Annotated in this window: 23 protein-coding genes and 1 pseudogene; 6 read left to right on the plus strand and 18 right to left on the minus strand. The window is 46.0% G+C overall.

Going from position 1 to position 18,754, the window contains the following annotated elements:
* Positions 1–28: 28 nt before the first annotated feature.
* The 15 genes from ahpA to fadH form a co-directional block, all read right to left on the minus strand.
* Positions 29–571 carry a biofilm-specific peroxidase AhpA gene (gene ahpA / locus AB447_RS13515; protein WP_048353048.1) on the minus strand — a complete coding sequence of 181 codons (543 nt, stop codon included), beginning with the start codon at positions 569–571 and terminating at the stop codon, positions 29–31.
* A 225-nt stretch (positions 572–796) separates the two neighbouring features.
* Complete coding sequence (locus AB447_RS13520) at positions 797–1,042, minus strand: YkuS family protein (RefSeq protein ID WP_048353047.1); 246 nt, start codon at positions 1,040–1,042, stop codon at positions 797–799.
* Positions 1,043–1,107: 65 nt separating this feature from the next.
* The gene (locus tag AB447_RS13525) at positions 1,108–2,232 is read right to left on the minus strand and encodes an N-acetyldiaminopimelate deacetylase (protein WP_048353046.1); all 1,125 of its coding nucleotides are present in this window, start codon (positions 2,230–2,232) and stop codon (positions 1,108–1,110) included.
* 68 nt (positions 2,233–2,300) lie between these two features.
* Complete coding sequence (gene dapD / locus AB447_RS13530) at positions 2,301–3,011, minus strand: 2,3,4,5-tetrahydropyridine-2,6-dicarboxylate N-acetyltransferase (RefSeq protein WP_057957607.1); 711 nt, start codon at positions 3,009–3,011, stop codon at positions 2,301–2,303.
* Between the two features lie 108 nt (positions 3,012–3,119).
* A complete protein-coding gene (locus tag AB447_RS13535; RefSeq protein ID WP_048353045.1) occupies positions 3,120–3,572 on the minus strand; it encodes a flavodoxin in 453 nt (150 codons plus the stop codon).
* A 19-nt stretch (positions 3,573–3,591) separates the two neighbouring features.
* Positions 3,592–4,485: a WD40/YVTN/BNR-like repeat-containing protein gene (locus AB447_RS13540; RefSeq protein WP_048353044.1), complete on the minus strand. Its 894-nt coding sequence runs from the start codon at positions 4,483–4,485 to the stop codon at positions 3,592–3,594.
* A complete protein-coding gene (locus AB447_RS13545; RefSeq protein WP_048353043.1) occupies positions 4,475–4,951 on the minus strand; it encodes a flavodoxin in 477 nt (158 codons plus the stop codon). Before AB447_RS13545 ends, AB447_RS13540 begins: the two co-directional genes overlap by 11 nt.
* 131 nt (positions 4,952–5,082) lie before the next feature.
* Positions 5,083–5,958 (minus strand): LysR family transcriptional regulator, encoded by an 876-nt coding sequence (locus AB447_RS13550; RefSeq protein WP_046132273.1) that lies wholly within the window; start codon positions 5,956–5,958, stop codon positions 5,083–5,085.
* Positions 5,959–6,109: 151 nt separating this feature from the next.
* On the minus strand, positions 6,110–6,553 hold the full coding sequence (cbpB, locus tag AB447_RS13555) for a cyclic-di-AMP-binding protein CbpB (RefSeq protein WP_046132274.1): 444 nt from the start codon (positions 6,551–6,553) through the stop codon (positions 6,110–6,112).
* Positions 6,554–6,735: 182 nt separating this feature from the next.
* Positions 6,736–6,915 carry an antirepressor AbbA gene (gene abbA / locus AB447_RS13560; protein WP_006638386.1) on the minus strand — a complete coding sequence of 60 codons (180 nt, stop codon included), beginning with the start codon at positions 6,913–6,915 and terminating at the stop codon, positions 6,736–6,738.
* A gap of 138 nt (positions 6,916–7,053) precedes the next feature.
* Positions 7,054–7,572 (minus strand): ribonuclease H-like YkuK family protein, encoded by a 519-nt coding sequence (locus tag AB447_RS13565; RefSeq protein WP_046132275.1) that lies wholly within the window; start codon positions 7,570–7,572, stop codon positions 7,054–7,056.
* Positions 7,573–7,630: 58 nt separating this feature from the next.
* Positions 7,631–7,780 carry a hypothetical protein gene (locus tag AB447_RS26280; protein ID WP_096891713.1) on the minus strand — a complete coding sequence of 50 codons (150 nt, stop codon included), beginning with the start codon at positions 7,778–7,780 and terminating at the stop codon, positions 7,631–7,633.
* A gap of 11 nt (positions 7,781–7,791) precedes the next feature.
* Positions 7,792–8,034, minus strand: a complete 243-nt coding sequence (locus AB447_RS13570; protein ID WP_046132276.1) for a YkuJ family protein — start codon at positions 8,032–8,034, stop codon at positions 7,792–7,794.
* Between the two features lie 474 nt (positions 8,035–8,508).
* The gene (locus AB447_RS13575; RefSeq protein ID WP_048353042.1) at positions 8,509–9,729 is read right to left on the minus strand and encodes an EAL domain-containing protein; all 1,221 of its coding nucleotides are present in this window, start codon (positions 9,727–9,729) and stop codon (positions 8,509–8,511) included.
* Positions 9,730–9,798: 69 nt separating this feature from the next.
* Positions 9,799–10,563 carry a 2,4-dienoyl-CoA reductase gene (gene fadH / locus AB447_RS13580; protein ID WP_048353041.1) on the minus strand — a complete coding sequence of 255 codons (765 nt, stop codon included), beginning with the start codon at positions 10,561–10,563 and terminating at the stop codon, positions 9,799–9,801.
* A 146-nt stretch (positions 10,564–10,709) separates the two neighbouring features.
* Between fadH and AB447_RS13585 the strand changes: the two genes are divergently transcribed.
* The 4 genes from AB447_RS13585 (at position 10,710) to AB447_RS13600 (ending at position 14,142) form a co-directional block, all read left to right on the plus strand.
* Positions 10,710–11,567, plus strand: a complete 858-nt coding sequence (locus AB447_RS13585) for a metallophosphoesterase (RefSeq protein ID WP_048353040.1) — start codon at positions 10,710–10,712, stop codon at positions 11,565–11,567.
* A gap of 228 nt (positions 11,568–11,795) precedes the next feature.
* On the plus strand, positions 11,796–12,176 hold the full coding sequence (locus AB447_RS13590) for a L,D-transpeptidase (protein ID WP_231947486.1): 381 nt from the start codon (positions 11,796–11,798) through the stop codon (positions 12,174–12,176).
* Positions 12,177–12,239: 63 nt separating this feature from the next.
* Positions 12,240–13,541 (plus strand): MFS transporter, encoded by a 1,302-nt coding sequence (locus AB447_RS13595; RefSeq protein ID WP_057957608.1) that lies wholly within the window; start codon positions 12,240–12,242, stop codon positions 13,539–13,541.
* 139 nt (positions 13,542–13,680) lie between these two features.
* Positions 13,681–14,142, plus strand: a complete 462-nt coding sequence (locus AB447_RS13600) for a YkyB family protein (protein ID WP_057957609.1) — start codon at positions 13,681–13,683, stop codon at positions 14,140–14,142.
* Between the two features lie 35 nt (positions 14,143–14,177).
* On the opposite strand, the gene AB447_RS13605 is transcribed toward AB447_RS13600, so the two are convergent.
* The 3 genes from AB447_RS13605 to AB447_RS13615 form a co-directional block, all read right to left on the minus strand.
* Entirely contained in the window at positions 14,178–15,098 is a 921-nt protein-coding gene (locus tag AB447_RS13605; RefSeq protein WP_046132420.1) for a chemotaxis protein, read from the minus strand.
* 74 nt (positions 15,099–15,172) lie between these two features.
* Positions 15,173–16,489, minus strand: a complete 1,317-nt coding sequence (locus tag AB447_RS13610; RefSeq protein ID WP_048353039.1) for an MFS transporter — start codon at positions 16,487–16,489, stop codon at positions 15,173–15,175.
* An 86-nt stretch (positions 16,490–16,575) separates the two neighbouring features.
* Positions 16,576–17,088, minus strand: a complete 513-nt coding sequence (locus AB447_RS13615) for an RDD family protein (RefSeq protein WP_232517662.1) — start codon at positions 17,086–17,088, stop codon at positions 16,576–16,578.
* Positions 17,089–17,250: 162 nt separating this feature from the next.
* Between AB447_RS13615 and AB447_RS26285 the strand changes: the two genes are divergently transcribed.
* Positions 17,251–17,406, plus strand: coding sequence for a hypothetical protein (locus AB447_RS26285; protein WP_172796347.1), 156 nt, complete (start codon positions 17,251–17,253; stop codon positions 17,404–17,406).
* A 160-nt stretch (positions 17,407–17,566) separates the two neighbouring features.
* A pseudogene (locus tag AB447_RS13620) lies at positions 17,567–18,747 on the plus strand (aminotransferase A); the annotation flags it as partial.
* Positions 18,748–18,754: the final 7 nt, after the last annotated feature.

Genomic DNA, 18,754 nt, shown 5'->3' on the forward strand with positions numbered 1-18,754 from the left:
CAATCCGATTCCATTCCAGGAGACGGCATTAAAGTGTTTTTTGGCCAGGCTTCCAGTTTGCCGGGCAAAGTCCGCCTGTCTGCAGCGCTTGAAGAACGCGCAATGTTTCGTCAACATCGCGGCCGATGTTGTTATGGAAAACCGTTTGATACTGCATTTCACCTTCAGGGTTGATGATGAACAGTCCGCGAAGAGCGACGCCTTCTTCTTCGATAAGCACGCCGTACTCGCGGGACACTTCGTGATTTGTATCAGCTGCAAGCGGATATTTCAGCTGTCCAAGTCCGTTTTCCTTGCGGTCTGTGTTGATCCAGGCAAGGTGAGTGTGGATCGTGTCAGTTGATACACCGATCACTTCTGCATCAAGATCTTCGAACTCGTCATAGCGGTCGGACATTGCCGTAATTTCCGTCGGACATACGAAAGTAAAGTCCATTGGATAGAAGAAAAGGACAGTCCATTTGTCGTTTTTCATATTTTCCTCAAGGCTTACCTTTCCGAATTCCTTGTTAGGAAGCACTGCCTCCATCTCAAAGCGGGGCGCCTGTTTACCTACCATGCGTTCTGCCATTTTATGTATCCCTCCAATGATATTTTTGGGTTCTGCTACCCATATCCAAAATGAGAATGCAAATGATGCATTCTCATTTAGTTAATAACATCACATAATCAATTATAGCGTCAACCGTTTTTTTAGTCAATTTTAATTGATAATGAATTTAAATTAGCACCACAGGCTTCCCCATCTGCAAAAACAAGCTAAAACCGAAGCATGACACTTCGGTTTTAACGTCTATTAATGAAACTTCCGGTCAACCTGCTCACAGATCTCATCTGCGGTTAAGCCTGATGCCTGAATGACAGAAGCTCCGGTCATCGTGTCAGAAATTCCGAGCATATCGGAATCCAGGCCAGTTACAACACAGCAGTCACAGCCCCTTGCATCATCTTCCGTTTTCATTAATACAACATCATATCCTTTTTCCTTTAGTGCGGCTTCGACATCTGATAAAGATTGTTCAATTCCGATTTTTTTCGACATGAAGAAACACCTCCATCATCTAAGATGCCACCTTTGCCGCGATTTTATACCGGTCTTTAAAGGATTTAATCGGCCTGCTCGGATAAATATGCTGTCATGACGCGGACCGCCGTTTCGAGCGCTTCCTCTTTCGGCGTAAGCTTCGCATGATGAAGTCCGTACGGGGAATCGACGCCGAGCCAGAACATAAATCCGGGATATTTTTTCAGCATATAGCCAAAGTCTTCTCCCGTCATCGCTTCTTTTGCACGGACGACTTTGGCAAGCCCTTTTTCGGCTACAAAACGCATAAAGTCTTCGACTAAGTCGCCGGAATTGTAAACCTGATGATAGGCCGCCGGGTAGCTGACCTTTCCTCTGCAATGATAAGCTGTCTCCAAGCCTTTGACCATCGCTTCAATTCTTGTCTTCACCCGCTCCATCGATGAAGGCGACAGCGTTCTGATGGTGCCTTCAAGCTTCGCTTCCTGGGCGATGATGTTTTGAGCAGACCCTCCCCTGATTGTGCCGATCGTAATGACCGCGCTGTCAAGAGGATCGACGTTTCTGGCCACTATCGACTGCATCTGGGTGACCAGCGAGCTTGCCGCCACTACCATGTCTTCGGCAAGGTGCGGATATGCCGCATGCCCGCCTTTTCCTTCAAGCTCAATGACAAGCTCCGACGTATTGGCAAAAAGGAGTCCGCTTTTTGTCGAAATCGTGCCGACCGGAAGCTCTGGTGCGATGTGCAGCGCGGTGATCATGCTCGGCTCCCATTTTTTGAAAACGCCGCTCTCAAGCATCGGTTCGGCTCCCCCAGGACCTTCTTCCGCCGGCTGGAACAAAAACAGAAGATCCTGCTTGACGGGATGATGCACGAAATGATCGATAAGCCCCAGCGCGATCGTCATATGAAAATCGTGGCCGCATGCGTGCATCCTGTCCTGATGGACGGAAGAAAAGGAATAGCCTGTTTCTTCGCGGATCGAAAGCCCGTCCATATCGGCTCTGTAAGCCAAAATCTTATCGGGTGCCGTACCCTTCACTTTAACAAACAGCCCTGTCCGCCACTTTTCGATCTCAAGCCTGTTCTCGGGATGCTTTTGTAAATGGTCGAGAATATAGCCCTGAGTTTTATATTCCTGGAATCCGAGCTCGGGAATTTGGTGCAGATCCCTTCGAATGGCTGTCAAATGCTCCAAGTTCATCTTTTTAACCTCCCAGATATACGAAAAGGCGTGGATTGTTACATCCACGCACGCTTTGATGCCGCTTCTTACAGCTGACGCAATTCCTGTTTAATTTCCGTTTTGCCTTTCGTTTTTTCGTCGATGTCTTTGATTTTTTTCGCAGGCGTTCCTGCGACTACCGTGTAAGGCGCGACATCTTCGATTACGATGGCTCCAGCGGCTACGACCGCTCCTTTTCCGACTGTTACGCCTTCTAAAACGACGGCGTTAGCGCCGATGACAACATCGTCTTCAATCACGACAGGCTTTGCTGAAGGCGGCTCGATAACGCCGGCAAGCACAGCTCCCGCTCCGATGTGGCAGTTTTCCCCAACCGTTGCACGTCCGCCGAGCACGGCGTTCATGTCGATCATCGTTCCCTCTCCGATGACAGAACCGATGTTGATGGACGCTCCCATCATAATTACGGCATTATCGCCGATTTCCACTTGATCTCGGATAATGGCACCCGGTTCGATGCGCGCTTTGATGTTTTTCAAATCAAGTGTCGGAATGGCGGAATTGCGACGGTCGTTTTCGACGACATAGTCTGCGATTTTGCTTTTGTTCGCTTCAAGGGCCGCTTTGATTTCATCCCATTCTCCAAATACAACGCCGGTGTTTCCTGTAATAAAAGGCTGTGCCGAAGCGCCGAAGTCGATTCCTTCAAGATCGCCTTTTACATACACTTTGACAGGCGTTGATTTCTTACTATTTTGAATAAATGAAATAATTTCATTTGCATCCATCATTTTCATTATGTACGTCCTCCTTCTCTTGTCTACCCCATTACTGTATCAAAGGTAAGATTTAAAGACAAGAAAAAAAAGAGCCTGTCGAAAAATCGGCTGTAACGGCGGCAGGCGCTATTGTTTCACCCCTGCCTTCCCTGCAAAAGCCCTGCCGAATTCGAGCAGCATCGCTTCTTCCTCGCCTTCCGGATTCATCTCGATTTTGACGGACGGGAGTGCGATCTCTCCCCCGAGCTCTGCGATTTTTTTCTCAAGAATGTCGACGGCGCCGCAAAAATGCTCATAGGACGTGTCACCCGAACCGAAAACGGCAAATGTCCGGCCGCTGAAATCAAGGTCTTCCATTTCCTCATAAAGGTCCAAAAATTCGTCGGGAAGGTCTCCGTCTCCCCATGTGTATGCGCCTAATACAATATGGCGGTAATCGTTGAACAGCGATGCATCAATATCCATCGCTTCATGACGGTCGACTTCGGCTCCGCCCTCCAAAAGGCCTTTTTCAATCAAGTCCGCCATCGCTTCGGTGTTTCCCGACATGCTGGCATAAACAAGCAAAACGTTTCCCATTCTGATTCCTCCAGATATATTAGTGTGCGATTACAGGCTGTTCAAAAGGCTTGACACATTTGCATTCGTAAAGGCCGGCGCAAAAGAAATGCTCCTTTTGATTGGCCACTCCGAAACCGTGACCTTTGATCGTGTCGAACCATTTCAGTTCCCGCTCGAAGAAATCGAGCTGATAGATTCTCGAATATTTGTTATGATCCTGTGCTGATGTTACATAAATGACGCCGTTGTTCTCTGATACATCGAGAAAGGATTCTTCTTTTTCGACGATATCGGCACAGATCCGCTGTTCCGCGTTTGTATGGATGTTCAGAATTTCGACAGCGCCGCGTTTCCCTTTTTTTGATCCCATCGCGCAAACGAGCCATTCCCCGCCAAAAATAATCATGGAGGCCGTCATGCGGTCCGCTTCTTTTTTCACCATATAAACGGTCCCTTTTTCCAAATCGCAACCCCATATTCCGCCGTTTTCATGATGAATTTGCGTCCCGATGTACAGGCGGTTCCCATGAATGCACAGCGATCTGATAACGGGCGGAGCGGCCAAGTCCGAAAACGGCTTGATGATGTTCCAGGATGCGCCGAAATCATCTGACGTATAGATGCAATGCTTTCCGTGTGCACATACGAATCCGTCGCTCCTGCCCGTGATGGACCATATCGTTGCATTTGTCGGAAAGCTCGACATCGTCCACGTTTTTCCCTCATCAGCCGACCTGATGATGACCCCTGATTCTCCCGCTCCGAAAACATAGCGGCCGACATATGCGATCGAACAAATTTTACTTTTTAGCTGAAATAGCTTTTTCCAGCCTTGTTCACACGAGTAATGAAAGATACCTTCCCGCTTTACGGCTACAAAATAACCTGAGCGCCTTGAAGAGGCGACCGCTGTTGCTCCTTTATGAAACATGGGACTCTAACCCGCTCTCGTGTTTCGCCCATCTGAGAAAGCTTAGCGCAAATTCTTTGCAGCATTCGATATCCTCGTCTGTTTCAGGCGCCAGCTCGATTTTGAGTGTTTCAGGAAAAAGGTCGGCCCCCGTCTTTTCCAGCATGCCGCAAAACGTGTTTACCGCCTCGCAGAACCGCGGATACGCATAATCCCCCGAACCGAAGCATGCCGCTTTTTTCCCTTTTAAAACGAGCGAGGAGACGTCTTCAAAAAACGGTTCCGCTTCATAAGGAAGATCCCCGTCGCCCCATGTATATGTGCCGATCAATATGTAGTCATATTCAGGCAGCAGATCGATGTCTGCGTCGTCTATCTCCAAATATGTGACATCAACGGAATGCTCGATCAATGTATCTCTTATGATCGATGCGATATCTTCGGTATTGCCAGACATGCTGGCAAACGCAATCAGCGCTTTCGCCAACTGAATCACCTCGCGTAATTGATAATGATTTTCATTATTATACAGATAACTTTAAATGATAATGATTATCAATGTCAACAAAACATATAAAAAAGACAGCTTCCTTTTGGAAAACTGCCTTTTTGACCAGATTACTCCTCCCTTGTACATGCTTTTACGACCTCTAAAAAGGCCTGCACCTGTTTTAGCTGAAGCGCGGGTTCGTATCCCAGCAGCCATGTATCTCTGCCGATCGATTTTCCTTTCGCATCAAGCAGAGGAATCTTATGAACATGGCTGCCGCTCCCGTGAAGCGTCACAGACGGGAGAATCGCATAGCCGATTCCGTGAAACGCCATCTGTTTGCACGTTTCAATCTGATCGACGATGATCGTCTGTTTCGGAGACGTTTTGAATTTTTGATGCCACCAATGCTGGATTTCCTGATAGTAAGTGCTGTCGCTTTTAAATTGGATAAACGGACGTTCAGTCTTTGTAATATCCTCGATATTCCTGATTTCCGTATCGACGAGGTACAATTCATCTCTCATCAAATAATGTTTTGGCCCTTTCCATTCGGGGTTTCCCCTGATAATTCCGATATGTACGTGATCCTCATAAAGGCTTTTCAGCATCTCGCTGCTCCAGCCGGTGACAAGTGAAATTTTTACGTTCGGATATTGTTTCACGTACGTCTTCAGGACGCTCGGCAGCCAATGCTGCCCGATGATTGAGGCCGCCGCCAGCTTAAGCGTGCCGTGAATTTCACCTTCAAGTTCATCGATGTCTTCCTTGACCCTTTCCTGCTCGACCGTCACATCTCTCGCAAACTGAATGATTTTCTCACCTGCCGATGTGACGGTAAGCCCCTTTTGCGATCTTAAAAATATTTTGGTGCCCCACGATTTCTCAATGGTCTGCAGCCGCTGGGACAGCGCCGGCTGTGAAACAAACAAGCGCTCTGCCGCTTTCCGCATATTTAATTCCTCGGCTAAAACGACGAGCATGTGAAGCTCTTGAAGCTGCATAGGCATTCCTCATTCCAATAAGTTTTCCTTATCAACTATTTTAATCACTATGTCATTTGTTTATCAAGTTTTGACGGATGGCGTGACGGTGAGGGAAGGTTTTAGGGGACGTATGAAACCGCTGCAAATAAAAAATAGGCAGCTGCCGCGCCTATTTATTCAATGTCCTGAGGTGTTTGTTTAATTGTTTTAATACGACCCGGCGCGTAAAAATGCCTTCAAACACCTGATCTTCATTTTCCACGCAGACAAACGGATGGTTAATCACCATGCCGAAGCCTTTTAATATCGGGTCATTTATCTTTAACCGTGGAATATCCGCCAGCATGACATCTTCAACATGAAGCTGATCAAGCTTTTCAAATTCGATTCGTTCAAGTCCGAAAATCTTATCCATAATCATATTGGTACCGATCAATCCGTGCAGACGGAAGGAAGGGTCAAGTACAGGGATTGCTGTATAACCGGTTTTGGTCAGGACGAGAAGAGCATGTTCCAGATTGTTTCCGATTTGGACGTGAGCGACTTTATCAGCATCGATCATGTAATGTCCAACCGTCGTTTCAAGAAGTTCATCCGATTGCAAACTAATCATGATTATTCGACTCCTTTGTAAGCGTTTATCATCAACGCATATATTCCCTATACTACAATAATATAAACGTTATCAATATTTGTCGAAAAACTTTCCTGTTTTCAAAGGGCCGGCTTTGCCGTTTCTGCAGGTTTTGAAATAAAAAAGATACTCAGGATGAGTATCAATTGATATAATCTGACCTAATTTTCAGACCGGACACGGTCGTATAAGGTAACCAGCTTTTTATATGTCAGGCTATCCACGTTTTTTGTACCCGTTTCTATATCATTGATCTCACTGCTCAATAGTTCTACGGCATATTCATGGTTCAGCAGCACATTCAGCAACAGCTTTCTCTCTTCTTCTGAAAAGCGTTCCATTCTTAACCAGCCCCCTAAATGATTTTGCTAGAGTGAGAAACTATAACCTCTCACTAGTTTCTATAGGGCTAGAATAAGAAATTAAAAATCAAACGTCAACCGCACATTTCGACATCTGTTCGATATCCTTTCAAACATTTATTTTGTATACCGGTTAGCATAGCTTGAAGCTGTATAGGAGTCGGGTTTGATTTTAGCATTGATTCCCATCGAGGTGATCCGACCCGTCATTTCCTGAATCAAATCTTTCGTCATCCCTTTTTTTCCGATATCCAAATGAACTTCCATTGTTAAATCTGCTCCTTCGTCAGTAAACGGAAGAAGCAGATCTGTGATTTCAGTAAAATAATCATTCAGGAGGTATGCGGCAACCTCTTGGCTGTAAGCAGTTTCCAGCGATATTTTTTCCCTGAGGCTATGTATCGGTCTTTTGATGATGGTGTTTTTCAAACAGCCCCACGCACCTTTGCCTTTGCGATGCAAATGAATGGCAGTAATAAACTTCGTCCAGTTCTGATGGATCTGAGAGTCCGTTCCGACCGACAGCAAATAGCTTGAGCGCGGATCTTTGAGAATGAACGCCTTCAGCCTCTCGACCACGTCGGAAAATGTCATTTGATCTTCAGAAAGATTGTAAAAAAGAAAAGAATCAGCCATTGGAATGCCCCTTTTCATTTATGATCTGCACCGAAGATTAACGCTGTTAGCTTTTTTGCTACCCTTTTTTTGTCGGTATGTTTTTCAACATGAATCCGCAGCTGTCGCACGTAAAAATGACGTTTTGATTAGATTGGGCTGTCAGGACTTGATCCATTGGCTCCGTATGGCCGCAATGCGGGCAAACAACGCGTGGAAATGCTTTCATTCCATATCCTCCTATTGCTGAAGCAGTTCAAAGATTTCGATCGAAATCATATCGATGTTGTCAAACGGAAATGTTGTCGGCTTATCTCCTTTTTGATATACCGTCAGCTCAAATGTTTCATTTTTCTCGAAATATTTCACACTGCATACTTTTTCCCCGTTTACTTCGAAATAGCGCTGCGTCGGTTCGCCGGCTGCCTCAGCAGTTTCTTGCAGGCTCTGCAGTCTCGTGATGATACCCATTAATTGTGACATTCTAAAAAAGACTCCTTTCAAAAAACAACTTCAGGATCAACAAGTATTAATTATAATACAAGTTCTACACGCATCATACCACAAAGTATCAGCCGATGACATTTTTCCTTTTCTGATCGGGAAAAAGAAAAACTGCTTTTCCTAGTTTGGTTTTTCTTACAAATGTCATACATACAAAATATTTTTCACATGCATTATTCAGGGAACATATACGTTAGATGGTATGGATGATGCGGATTGTCTTATTCCTGCCGGCCACGCGGGTTCATCAAAACAAAAAACTTGGCGGGGGCAGCGCCAAGTTTTTTCCAAAAAATCTTGATCTGATAGAGGGGTTGGGGAACAGAGAGGATCATCTCTCTATAATTAAATGATAATGATTATCACTATCATTGTCAACTATTTTCTCGGCAATTTCTTTTTTTATCGAAAAATCTCCGCAACGAAAAGAAAAAAAGCGGCATAGCGCCGCTTTTAAATCAAACCGTCCTGTTCGTATAAATAGGAATACGATAGGTCTATGAACAGATAGAGTTCTTCATCCATCGGATAGGAAAACGTTCTGATCATTTCCCCAGTTTCGATGTCGCTGTACAAATCGCTGAAAAACCCCTTTCTCATCGTTCTCATTCTCATGATGTTTTCTAAAAAATACGGGCGCCAGCTCCAGTTCTTGCCGATGTACTCAGGCTGAAACGTCCATGTTCCGTCATGCTTAAACACGTTCTTGGTCACCTGGAAGCCGTCTTCATTGCACATATAGATTCTGAAGCTGCAGTCGGAGAGCTCTTTCCCCAGGTTCAGGAGAAAGGCGTCATCTGTTTGGCTTGCCTTTTTAAGCGATGCAACAAGCTGATGAACCCGTTTGTAAAACTGTTCAGAATGATCATATAAGATTTCAAGCTTCTTTTTCTCATGCGCGATAAACTGGTGAAACTCCGCCTTTAACCGCTCCTTCAGCAAATCCCGCTCGACAAATTGTCCGCGGGGCTTTTGCAGATACCGCCCTTGAAAATATCTGCCGCCGTTTCTCCAGGCGTATTGAAGCTGAAATTTCGCTTCAATGTCTTCGTACAGCAGCGCTGCGCCGATTTTTCGGGCGAGCAGGGATATGCTGTAGAGCACGTACTCATAGGAAGGCGAAGGGGAGGACAGTTTGAGAGGCTGAAGGTCGATTTTCAGCAAATCAGGAGAAAGCAGCGCGATTCTGTCGAGATTGCTGCTGCCTTTGCCGATATTATCGACAGCCACTTTAATGCCGTATGTACGGTAATACGTCAGCAAATGGTGCAGCTGCTCGATATCCCCTTCAAAATGCTGTTCCGTGATTTCAATGACGAAACGGTTCAGTTCGATCCCCTTTTCGCTATATTCCATCAAGAGCTCCAGAAAGCCCTCTCCGTGATCCATCATCAACACATTTGCATCCTGATTGATAAAAATCAGGAGATCCCGGTCGCTTTCTAAAAAATGGTCAAGCGCCTGACGAATCACTTTAAGGTCGACCTCTGTCTTATATTCTTCGGGAATCGACGGGTCTGAGAAAAACGGACCGAGGCTTTGAACTTCAGATTCGAGCTGAATGCGCCCCAGCACTTCATAGCCGATCACTTTCTGTTCTTCGGCGCTGAAAATAGGCTGATAGAATGGAATGACATCTTCAATGTTCGTTAATATATCGAGTGGATCCAACACGGCACATCACCTGCTTCTAAATCTTTGTCTGATTATACCATAACGGCCCGCACGTTTGAATTTACAATCTTAAAACGGACGGGGATTCAGCCACTGGCCCCCGTCCATCGTCACGCACTCCCCGTTTATATATTCCGCTTTTTCCGAAAGCAGAAACGAGGCAAGACCCGCGATTTCTTCAGGAGTTCCGAGCCTCCCTAAAGGTACGCTTTTAATCGTGGCAAGCGCAGCCTCCTCTGATTCAAAGAGCTTTTCCGCTCCGCCCGTCCTTTCGATCGGTCCGGGCGCAATCGCATTGACCCTGATCCCGTACGTTCTCCCCCACTCGACGGCGAGCGTTCTCGTCAACGACAGTACACCGGCTTTTGCAGCCGCGGAATGGACGACTCCGGCTCCCGCGCCCCATGCGTACGTCGCTGCCATATTTACAATCAGCCCTTCCTTATTATGCTTGATCCAATAGCGGCCTGCCGCCTGGCTGCAGTAAAATGTCCCGTTTAAGACGATATCGATGACAGCTTTCCAGCCGTTAACAGACAGTTTTTCCGCAGGGCAGATAAAATTGCCGGCGGCATTGTTAACAAGAGCGTCTATCGTGCCAAAGCGGGAGGCCGTTTCTTTTATCATACGCTCCACATCTTCGATCGACCTGACATCCATCCGGCATATTTCAACCTGTCCCGGGAATGTTTCGATTTCATCTTTGGCGGCCTTCAGTGCGTCTTCCGTTCTTCCCGTAATCATTACATTCCAGCCTTGCTCGGCCTGCTTTTGGGCAATCGCTTTTCCCATTCCGCTCGATCCCCCGGTCACGATCACAACTTTTTTATTCATGTTCATCCCCCTTATTATGAATGAATGGTCATTCATACCACAGTTTACCACATCCTTTAAAAAAAATTAACAAAATGAATAGAGTGTCCTGATTTCCTTTCTCTGATGATATAATGTATTGATTCTATTAAAGGTTGGTTTTAGTGATGAAGAATCCATCAAGGAGACGATTTTTAAAAGGGCTCTTTAGCCTTTCCGCAGCCGGTATATTCGCTTCTGCCGGCGGCTTTGGCTACGCGCGCTATCTTGAACCCCGCATGCTTGAAACGACGCTCATTCCCATTAAGCATCCGTTGATTCCGAAAGGGTTTGACCAGTTCCGGATCGTCCAATTCAGCGACACCCATTTAAGCGAGTACTTTACGGTTCGCGAGCTTTTGGATGTCATCCGCAAAGTAAACGAGCTTCAGCCGGACTTGATCGTCTTCAGCGGGGATTTAATCGATAAACCGCACCAATACCGTGATCATGAAGACGTTGTTCAAGCATTGGCGAAGCTCAGCGCCCCTTACGGGAAGTTTGCCGTTTACGGAAACCACGATCACGGGGGCTACGGGACAAAGGTCTACCAGTCTCTCATGGCATCCGCCGGCTTTCGCGTGCTGCGAAACGATCTCGTCAATCTGGAGTTAATCGACGGCAGCGTGATCGAGCTGGCTTCACTCGACGATTTAATGCTCGGCAGGCCGAACTATGAAGGCGTCCTTTCCAGGCTGAGCAAAGACGCCTTTTCGATTTTGCTCGTTCACGAACCTGATGCGGCCTTGGCGGCAAAGGATTATCCCGTCAATCTGCAAATATCGGGACACACCCATGGCGGGCAGGTGCAGCTTCCTTTGTTCGGTCCTCTCATCACGCCTCCTTACGGGGAAATTTATACGGAAGGAATGTACGATGTAGGAGGGATGACGGTCTATGTCAACCGCGGAATCGGGACGACGAGGCTGCCTCTCCGATTTCTGTCAAAACCTGAGGTCACCGTTTTCAAATTGGAGGCGGAATAAATCGTTTTGGCTCAAAAACGGGTACATCTGCATACATTAAAACAAATAGAAAAAATTCCCGCTCCTTCAATCTTAGTAAAAAACGAAACTTCCCAAGCCTCTTTCCGTCTATAATAAGTATAAGGAAAAGGCTCCTTTTTTTCGTTTTGGAAAAGGAGATGTTCTAAAAAGTTGTTGATGTACCAAGTACCTCCGGGAGAAACGCTTCAAGTGGCCGGGGCTTTCATCATGCCGCCTGTTCCGCTTCAGGCCTTCATCAGGGACCCGGCCCCCATTCCTTACCGGATCACCGTATCTATCAGCGCCAGAACACTGAAATTGTATAACCGGGGCAGACTGATAAAAACATTTCCGATTGGCGTAGGGAAAATTTTGACGCAAACGCCGAAAGGCGAATACGTCATTGTGAACCGTCAAGCGAACCCAGGCGGGCCGTACGGCGCTTACTGGCTCGGCTTGTCGAAAAGGCACTACGGCATCCATGGCACGAATAACCCCGCTTCAATTGGAAAAGCTGTTTCAAAGGGATGCATCCGAATGCACAACCGGGACGTTCTGGAACTGGCTTCCATTGTGCCTAACGGTACCCGAGTTACGATCACGCCTTAAATTTGAACAATCATTCGTTCTATATTAAGATATAATGGGACCTTTAGGGTAAGGAGCGTATATATGGATATTTTTAAAAATCGTAATTTCGTCCGTCTTTTTTTCGCAGCTTTCTCTTCTCAAATGGGAACGACAGTTGGAAATATGGCTTTCGCTTTCTTCTTGCTCGACAGGTTCAGCAGCCAGCCGGCATACACGACGATCGCCGAGCTGATGTATTCTCTTCCGACAGTGTTCGTTTTCTTTATCGTCGGTGTGGTTGCTGACCGTTTTGACCGCAAGAAAGTAGCTGAAAACTGTGATTGGATCAGAGCGGGTTTGACTGTCGTTCTCTTTTTTGTATTGTATTTACAATCCATTCCGCTTGTATTTTGCGTTCTGTTTATCAGAAGCGCCGTGACAAAATTTTTCTATCCGGCAGAAGCGAGTCTGGTTCAGGCCATCCTGCGAAAGGACCAATATGCCCAGGCAGCAGGGCTTAACCAAATGCTTTTCAGTTTATTTATGCTGTTCGGCGTAGGCCTCGGAGCCTTTATGTATAAAACGATCGGCCTGCACGGAGCGATCGCCCTCGACTTTATAAGCTTTATTGTTTCGGGGTTTTTGATCCGTTCCTGCAACATTCCGCTTGAAGCGCGTCAGCCGAACGGACAAAAAGGCTGGAAACACATTACCATTAAAGATTCAATGCACGACTTTAAAGAAGGCTTCGTTTATATTTTAAAAAACAAACTGCTTGCCTCGCTTGTGTTCGGATATTTTATTTTCGGGCTTGTAAGCGGCAGTTTATCCGTTCTGCCGATGTTTAAAATGAAATACGAGCTGTCCCCTGACAGCTATGAGTGGCACACGTCCCTCTTTACGGTCGTTCTCGGTATCGGACTTTTGGCGGGGGCCGTCGGCGGCGCCCTGCTTTCAAAAAAAGTGAAGCCCGAATACTTGATGTCGATTCCGATCTTTATTGCGGGAGCGTTTGTCATCCTCCTCGGGTTTACCGATCAATTGCCGATTTACTATGCGGCCGCTTTTATCGCCGGGACATGCATCGGGCCCGTCAATACCGCACTTGGCGGATGGATACCGAAAATCGTTCATCCGCGGCTGATGGGAAGGGTCAGCGGTTGGACGGATCCGCTTATGATGATCGCCCAATCTTCGGCGCTCGGATTGATCGCCCTCTTATTCCCCGGCATTATCGGCAAGGTTGATTATATATATTACGGATTGGCGGGCGTTATTATAATAGCCGCATTGTACTATTTTATCGCGCTGCCCAGATTCAGCGCCCAGACGGCAGAGATCGATGTGCAAGCCGCATTGAAAAGACAAAAAAATGCAAAAGCGAAAATAAAATCAGTTTTATAAAGAGAAAACCGCGCGTTTCGTTAAAAAAACGCGCGTTTTTTAATGGAATATTTGCATTTTCTCTTGTATTTCGTATAATTTAGACATAAGCCTTACACCTTTAGGAGGTGATGAGGAAAGAATGGATAGGAGAGAAAAGATGGACGACCATAATCATACTAAAGTATTAAAACCAACAGTTGAAAACCTTTCAAAAGCGATTTACACGGTCAATCGCCACGCAAAAACCGCGACCGATCCAAAATACCTGTATCTCCTGAAAAAGAAAGCTCTGCAAAAGCTCATCAATGAAGGAAAAGGAAAAAAGGTAGGACTTCACTTTTCAAAAAACCCAAAGTTCAGCCAGCAGCAGTCAGATGTGCTTATTTCTCTCGGAGACTACTTTTTTCACATGCCTCCAACTAAAGAAGACTTCGATAACCTTCCGCACTTAGGTACACTAAATCATTCTTATCGGAACCCTAAAGCTCATATGTCATTGAACATCGCAAAGCAGCTTCTGCAGAAATACACGGGATTGAAGGAAAAGCCGCTTATCACGAACAGGAAGCGCCCTTCGGCAAAGCCTGTATTCAAGAAGCTTGGCGAAAGCTATTTTTGATCATAAAAAAAGCCTCCAAAGGAGGCTTTTTTCAATTATTGATTTTGAAAAATATATTTGTCGAGCTTTTCGATCAGTTCGTTCAGCTCCGGCTTGCTGATCTGCTCATCTGCACCGACCTGCTCACCTTTATGGCGCAGGTCATCTGTAATAAGCGAAGAGAAAATCAATATCGGCATTCCGGCGCTTAACGGGTTGTCTTTCAAAAGCTTTGTTAAACGGTGGCCGTCCATCTGCGGCATTTCGATATCGGTGATCATTAAATCGACTTTTTCCTGAAGCGGCGTGCCGTCCTCGATCAGCTCTAAGGCATGCTCATAGGCATCTTTGCCGTTTTCAAACGAAACGATGTTGTTGTAGCCCGCTTCGTTCAGCTTTTCAACTAAAAGGCGCAGCAGCAGCGGAGAATCCTCGACAATGATCAGCTTTTTGTCCGTTCTTCTTTGGTCAAATTTCTCATCCTTCACATGATAAGGATCAAGGCCGGATTCAGACTCAAGATCAAAAATGATTTTCTCATAATCAGGGAGGAAGATCATCGTTCCGTCAAGCTTGATAATCCCTGTCATATGCCTTTCCAACCCTTGATTCAAGGCTGTCGGCTTTTCGATCTCTTCCCATGACACACGGTGGATTTGCGAAACGGCGCCTGTGTGAAACACGATTTTCCGCTTGTTGAATTCGGTGACAATATACTTTTCCTGCTTTTCTTCTTCACCGTGCTCAACATTGAAAAATGAGAATAAATCAATGACAGGGAGGATTTCGCCGCGCAGGGTGATCATCCCCTCTACATGCCTGTGGGAATGCGGCACTTTCGTGATCTCGACAGGCTGGATGATTTCTCTGACTTTCATTACATTTATGCCGAAAATATTGTGACCCACTTCAAACTTCACAATTTCTAATTCATTCGTTCCGGAACTTAATAAAATTTCCTGTTTGTTTAAAGACACTGATATCCCTCTCTATCCTACTTGGTGTTGTACCTTTTATATCGGCGTCTTTTGTTAAAAGTTGATGCTCTGTGTCATGCTTTTGGTTTTACGGTTTGATGGATGACAAGACCGGTTAAAGCAAGCAAAATCAAGGAGCCGAAAGCCATTCTGCTCGCAATGTTTCCAAGGTCTTTAAACAGCAGGGTAATCGAACCGTACAGAAGCGGTCCAAAAATGGAGGAAATTTTCCCCGAGAAAGCAAACAGCCCGAAAAACTCGCCCCGTTTGTGCTCCGGCGTCAGTTCAATAATCAATGTTCTCGAAGCGACCCAAGTCCCTCCGAGCGCGATGCCAAACAGGCTGCCCGCGACCCAAAACAGTGCTTGAGATGCCGTAAACACACCGATGCTTAAAGAGATGATCAAAATGACGGTGATGAGGCTGACCGCTCTTTTCGCCCCCATCCACTTCGTCACATAGCCCCACAGGAATGAACCGACAATGCTTGCCACGGTTGATACGAGATAGAGCAGGATAAACTGCCCTGTCGAAAAACCGATGACCGACTTTGAGTATACCCCCATCATCGCGACCACCGTAGAAAGGGTGTCATTGAGAAAAAAGTAAGCGATCATAAACAGAAAAACCGGACGGTACAATCGAATGTCCTTAAACGTCTGCACGATTTCCCTGTAGCCGCTGAAAAACGGCTTTTTCTCCATCGGTTCCGGCCTTCTGCGCTCCTTTGTAAATAAAAGATACGGAAAAGAAAAGATCAAAAACAACAAAGCGGACGGAATAAACGCTCGATAAAAATCGTGGTTGCCGACCATGAGATAGACCGTTAAACCGGCCAATGTGCCAATATAGCCTACGGCAGTTCCAAACCCGGAGATAAGCGGGATTTCTTCCTTAGTTCCCAAATCAGCCAAAATCGTGTCATAGAACACCAGGCTGGAATGATAAAAGAACTTCGCCGTTACAAACATGACGACAACGAGCATCAAAGATAACGGCAAACCGTAAAACGATTGCCCGAAAGAACTGCCTGCAAACACCCCCATGAAGACGGTGCAGGCGACAGAAATCGCCGTGAACAGCGCAATATACCGCTTCTTCCTGCCCGTGCGGTCGATGAGCACCCCGAACAGCGGCGTAAAAATGACCAGCAAAAAGCTTGCGGCGGCGTTTGAGTATGAAATAAACGTGCTGGCGACCTGATTCATGCTCGCGTTTTCGCCGACCGCCTCCTGCAGCCAAAAAGGGAAAAAGATCGTGACGATATTTGATGAAAAAATCGTGTTCGCAAAGTCGTATAAAGCCCAGGAAATAATCGGAAGCGTAAAAAACAGCTTTAACCCTTTACCTGGCGTCCGTTTGACTGCTTGTTCTTGTTCCGGCTGAATCATAATATAGATTCCCCCTATTTTTAATCTTTACGGCATAACAGCACGCATTCAGTCCGAAAGCGTGCTGTCTTTTATCCGTTATTTTTTTAAGACGATTGTTCCGGCCAGCAATCGTGAAGCGCTTGTTTCCTCTCCGTGAAAAACGCTAAAATATAACCGACCATCAAAATCGGGGATAAAAAGCTTCTTGCCATAAAACGTCCGGCAGCTTGGCCAAACGAGATTCTCCCCCCTTCTGCGTCGGCTACGAGAATCCCCATAATTTTCTTGCCGAGCGTAGCCTGCCATTTCGAAGATTCCATCAGCGTGTAATAAAGAAAATAAACGAGCAACGCAAAAGCGCCGATGATCGCCGTTATTTTAAGAAGCGAGAAGAAAACGGCGAAAATTTCAGGTTCTGTTACATAATTATTATCTTTTTCCAACATGGTCATAAAATCGGCATCTCCCATCAGCATCAGCGATGCAAAAACAGTAGAAATCAGATACATTGGGACACCAAGAATGATTCCGTCAATGAGAGAAGCCAAAAAGCGAGAACCGATCCCGGCATATTCGCCCCCAGCAGAAGGAGCGGCTTCATGTTTGCTTAATTCCAATACATTTCCTCCTAACATCTGACTTCTATATACTACTAACATTTGCCGATTTTGATCAATATATCGAGCGGTTTTTTAAGCTGAAATTAATGTATTTCATCATTGACTTTCAGGCGCAACGTGTTACAATGGTCAAGGATTTTTACAGGAAAGGTGTTAATGATGGGAACAATTGTGATAATCAAAGATCACGAACTAACCGTTTTAGAGGACGCAAGCAAAGCCATGTATTCGGAAATGAAAAAGGATGCTGCAGAACGCGAAGATGAAATCTATATTTCCTGGAAAGAAGATCTTGATCCAGACTATGGTTATTGATCTGTAAGACAATCTCCCTGATTGTCTTATTTTTCTTTAATGCGATGCCGGCCTGCATATATCCGCTTTCGTCTACATAAAATTGATTGATTAAAAGATGACAATTTAACTGATGATGGTAAAATAAGATCAACCACAACATTTTTTAAGGTGATGAAAAATGGAACATTTGCTTAATCCAAATGTAAAAGACATTGAAATTTCGGGAATCCGCAAATTCTCAAACCTTGTATCCCGGCATGAAAACGTCATTTCTTTAACAATCGGCCAGCCCGACTTTTTCACGCCCCACCATGTCAAACAGGCCGCAAAAAAAGCGATAGATGAAAACCATACATCTTACACGCACAATGCGGGCTATCCGGAGCTGAGACAAGCTGTCCAATTGTATATGAAAAAAAAGTCTGATGTTAACTATGAAGCCGAAACCGAAATCATCGTCACAACGGGGGCCAGCCAGGCCATTGACGCTGCGTTTCGCACGATGCTGTCTCCGGGTGACGAAGTGATCCTGCCGGGACCGGTTTATCCCGGATATGAGCCGATTATCAGGCTGTGCGGCGCCGTCCCTGTGATCGTCGATACGACGTCTTACGGGTTTAAGCTGACAGCGAAGCTCATCGAGGAAGCGCTGACCCCGAAAACAAAATGCGTCGTTCTCCCTTATCCGTCAAACCCGACGGGAATGACGCTTTCCGAGGAGGAGCTGAAGGAAATCGCTTCACTCCTGAAAGGGCGGAATGTATTTGTCCTTTCAGACGAAATTTACAGCGAGCTTACATTTGACAGGCCGCACCATTCGATTGCATCCATGCTCCGGGATCAGACGATCGTCATCGGCGGACTTTCCAAATCCCACAGCATGACCGGCTGGAGAATCGGATTTCTGTTCGCGCCTAAAGAAATCGCCAAACATATTTTAAAAGTTCACCAGTACAACGTGTCATGCGCTTCTTCGATTTCGCAAAAAGCGGCTTTGGAAGCCGTCACAAACGGATTCGACGATTCGCTGATCATGAGGGAACAATATAAAAAACGGCTTGATTACGTGTACGACAGGCTGGTGACGATGGGGCTCGATGTCGTGAAGCCGTCTGGCGCATTTTACATTTTCCCGTCGATCAAATCGTTTGGAATGTCTTCCTTTGACTTCTGTACGTCGCTTCTTGAGGAAGAGGGGCTTGCGATTGTGCCGGGCAGCTCATTCTCGGAATATGGGGAAGGCTATGTGAGGATCTCTTACGCATATGCACCGGATACGCTGCGGGAGGGGTTGGACCGTCTGGAGACATTTATTTTCAAGAAGCGCCAATCGCTTCAGACTACATAAACAACGGCTTTTACGCCG

This window comes from Bacillus glycinifermentans (assembly GCF_001042475.2).
GTDB lineage: Bacteria > Bacillota > Bacilli > Bacillales > Bacillaceae > Bacillus > Bacillus glycinifermentans.

Bases quoted from the DNA above. Each gene is read 5' to 3' on its own strand.
- ahpA (WP_048353048.1), bottom strand. From the start codon at position 571: ATGGCAGAACGCATGGTAGGTAAACAGGCGCCCCGCTTTGAGATGGAG.
- AB447_RS13520 (WP_048353047.1), bottom strand. From the start codon at position 1,042: ATGTCGAAAAAAATCGGAATTGAACAATCTTTATCAGATGTCGAAGCC.
- AB447_RS13525 (WP_048353046.1), bottom strand. From the start codon at position 2,232: ATGAACTTGGAGCATTTGACAGCCATTCGAAGGGATCTGCACCAAATT.
- dapD (WP_057957607.1), bottom strand. From the start codon at position 3,011: ATGAAAATGATGGATGCAAATGAAATTATTTCATTTATTCAAAATAGT.
- AB447_RS13535 (WP_048353045.1), bottom strand. From the start codon at position 3,572: ATGGGAAACGTTTTGCTTGTTTATGCCAGCATGTCGGGAAACACCGAA.
- AB447_RS13540 (WP_048353044.1), bottom strand. From the start codon at position 4,485: ATGTTTCATAAAGGAGCAACAGCGGTCGCCTCTTCAAGGCGCTCAGGT.
- AB447_RS13550 (WP_046132273.1), bottom strand. From the start codon at position 5,958: ATGCAGCTTCAAGAGCTTCACATGCTCGTCGTTTTAGCCGAGGAATTA.
- cbpB (WP_046132274.1), bottom strand. From the start codon at position 6,553: ATGATTAGTTTGCAATCGGATGAACTTCTTGAAACGACGGTTGGACAT.
- abbA (WP_006638386.1), bottom strand. From the start codon at position 6,915: ATGGAACGCTTTTCAGAAGAAGAGAGAAAGCTGTTGCTGAATGTGCTG.
- AB447_RS13565 (WP_046132275.1), bottom strand. From the start codon at position 7,572: ATGGCTGATTCTTTTCTTTTTTACAATCTTTCTGAAGATCAAATGACA.
- AB447_RS26280 (WP_096891713.1), bottom strand. From the start codon at position 7,780: ATGAAAGCATTTCCACGCGTTGTTTGCCCGCATTGCGGCCATACGGAG.
- AB447_RS13570 (WP_046132276.1), bottom strand. From the start codon at position 8,034: ATGTCACAATTAATGGGTATCATCACGAGACTGCAGAGCCTGCAAGAA.
- fadH (WP_048353041.1), bottom strand. From the start codon at position 10,563: ATGAATAAAAAAGTTGTGATCGTGACCGGGGGATCGAGCGGAATGGGA.
- AB447_RS13585 (WP_048353040.1), top strand. From the start codon at position 10,710: ATGAAGAATCCATCAAGGAGACGATTTTTAAAAGGGCTCTTTAGCCTT.
- AB447_RS13590 (WP_231947486.1), top strand. From the start codon at position 11,796: ATGCCGCCTGTTCCGCTTCAGGCCTTCATCAGGGACCCGGCCCCCATT.
- AB447_RS13595 (WP_057957608.1), top strand. From the start codon at position 12,240: ATGGATATTTTTAAAAATCGTAATTTCGTCCGTCTTTTTTTCGCAGCT.
- AB447_RS13600 (WP_057957609.1), top strand. From the start codon at position 13,681: ATGGACGACCATAATCATACTAAAGTATTAAAACCAACAGTTGAAAAC.
- AB447_RS13610 (WP_048353039.1), bottom strand. From the start codon at position 16,489: ATGATTCAGCCGGAACAAGAACAAGCAGTCAAACGGACGCCAGGTAAA.
- AB447_RS26285 (WP_172796347.1), top strand. From the start codon at position 17,251: ATGGGAACAATTGTGATAATCAAAGATCACGAACTAACCGTTTTAGAG.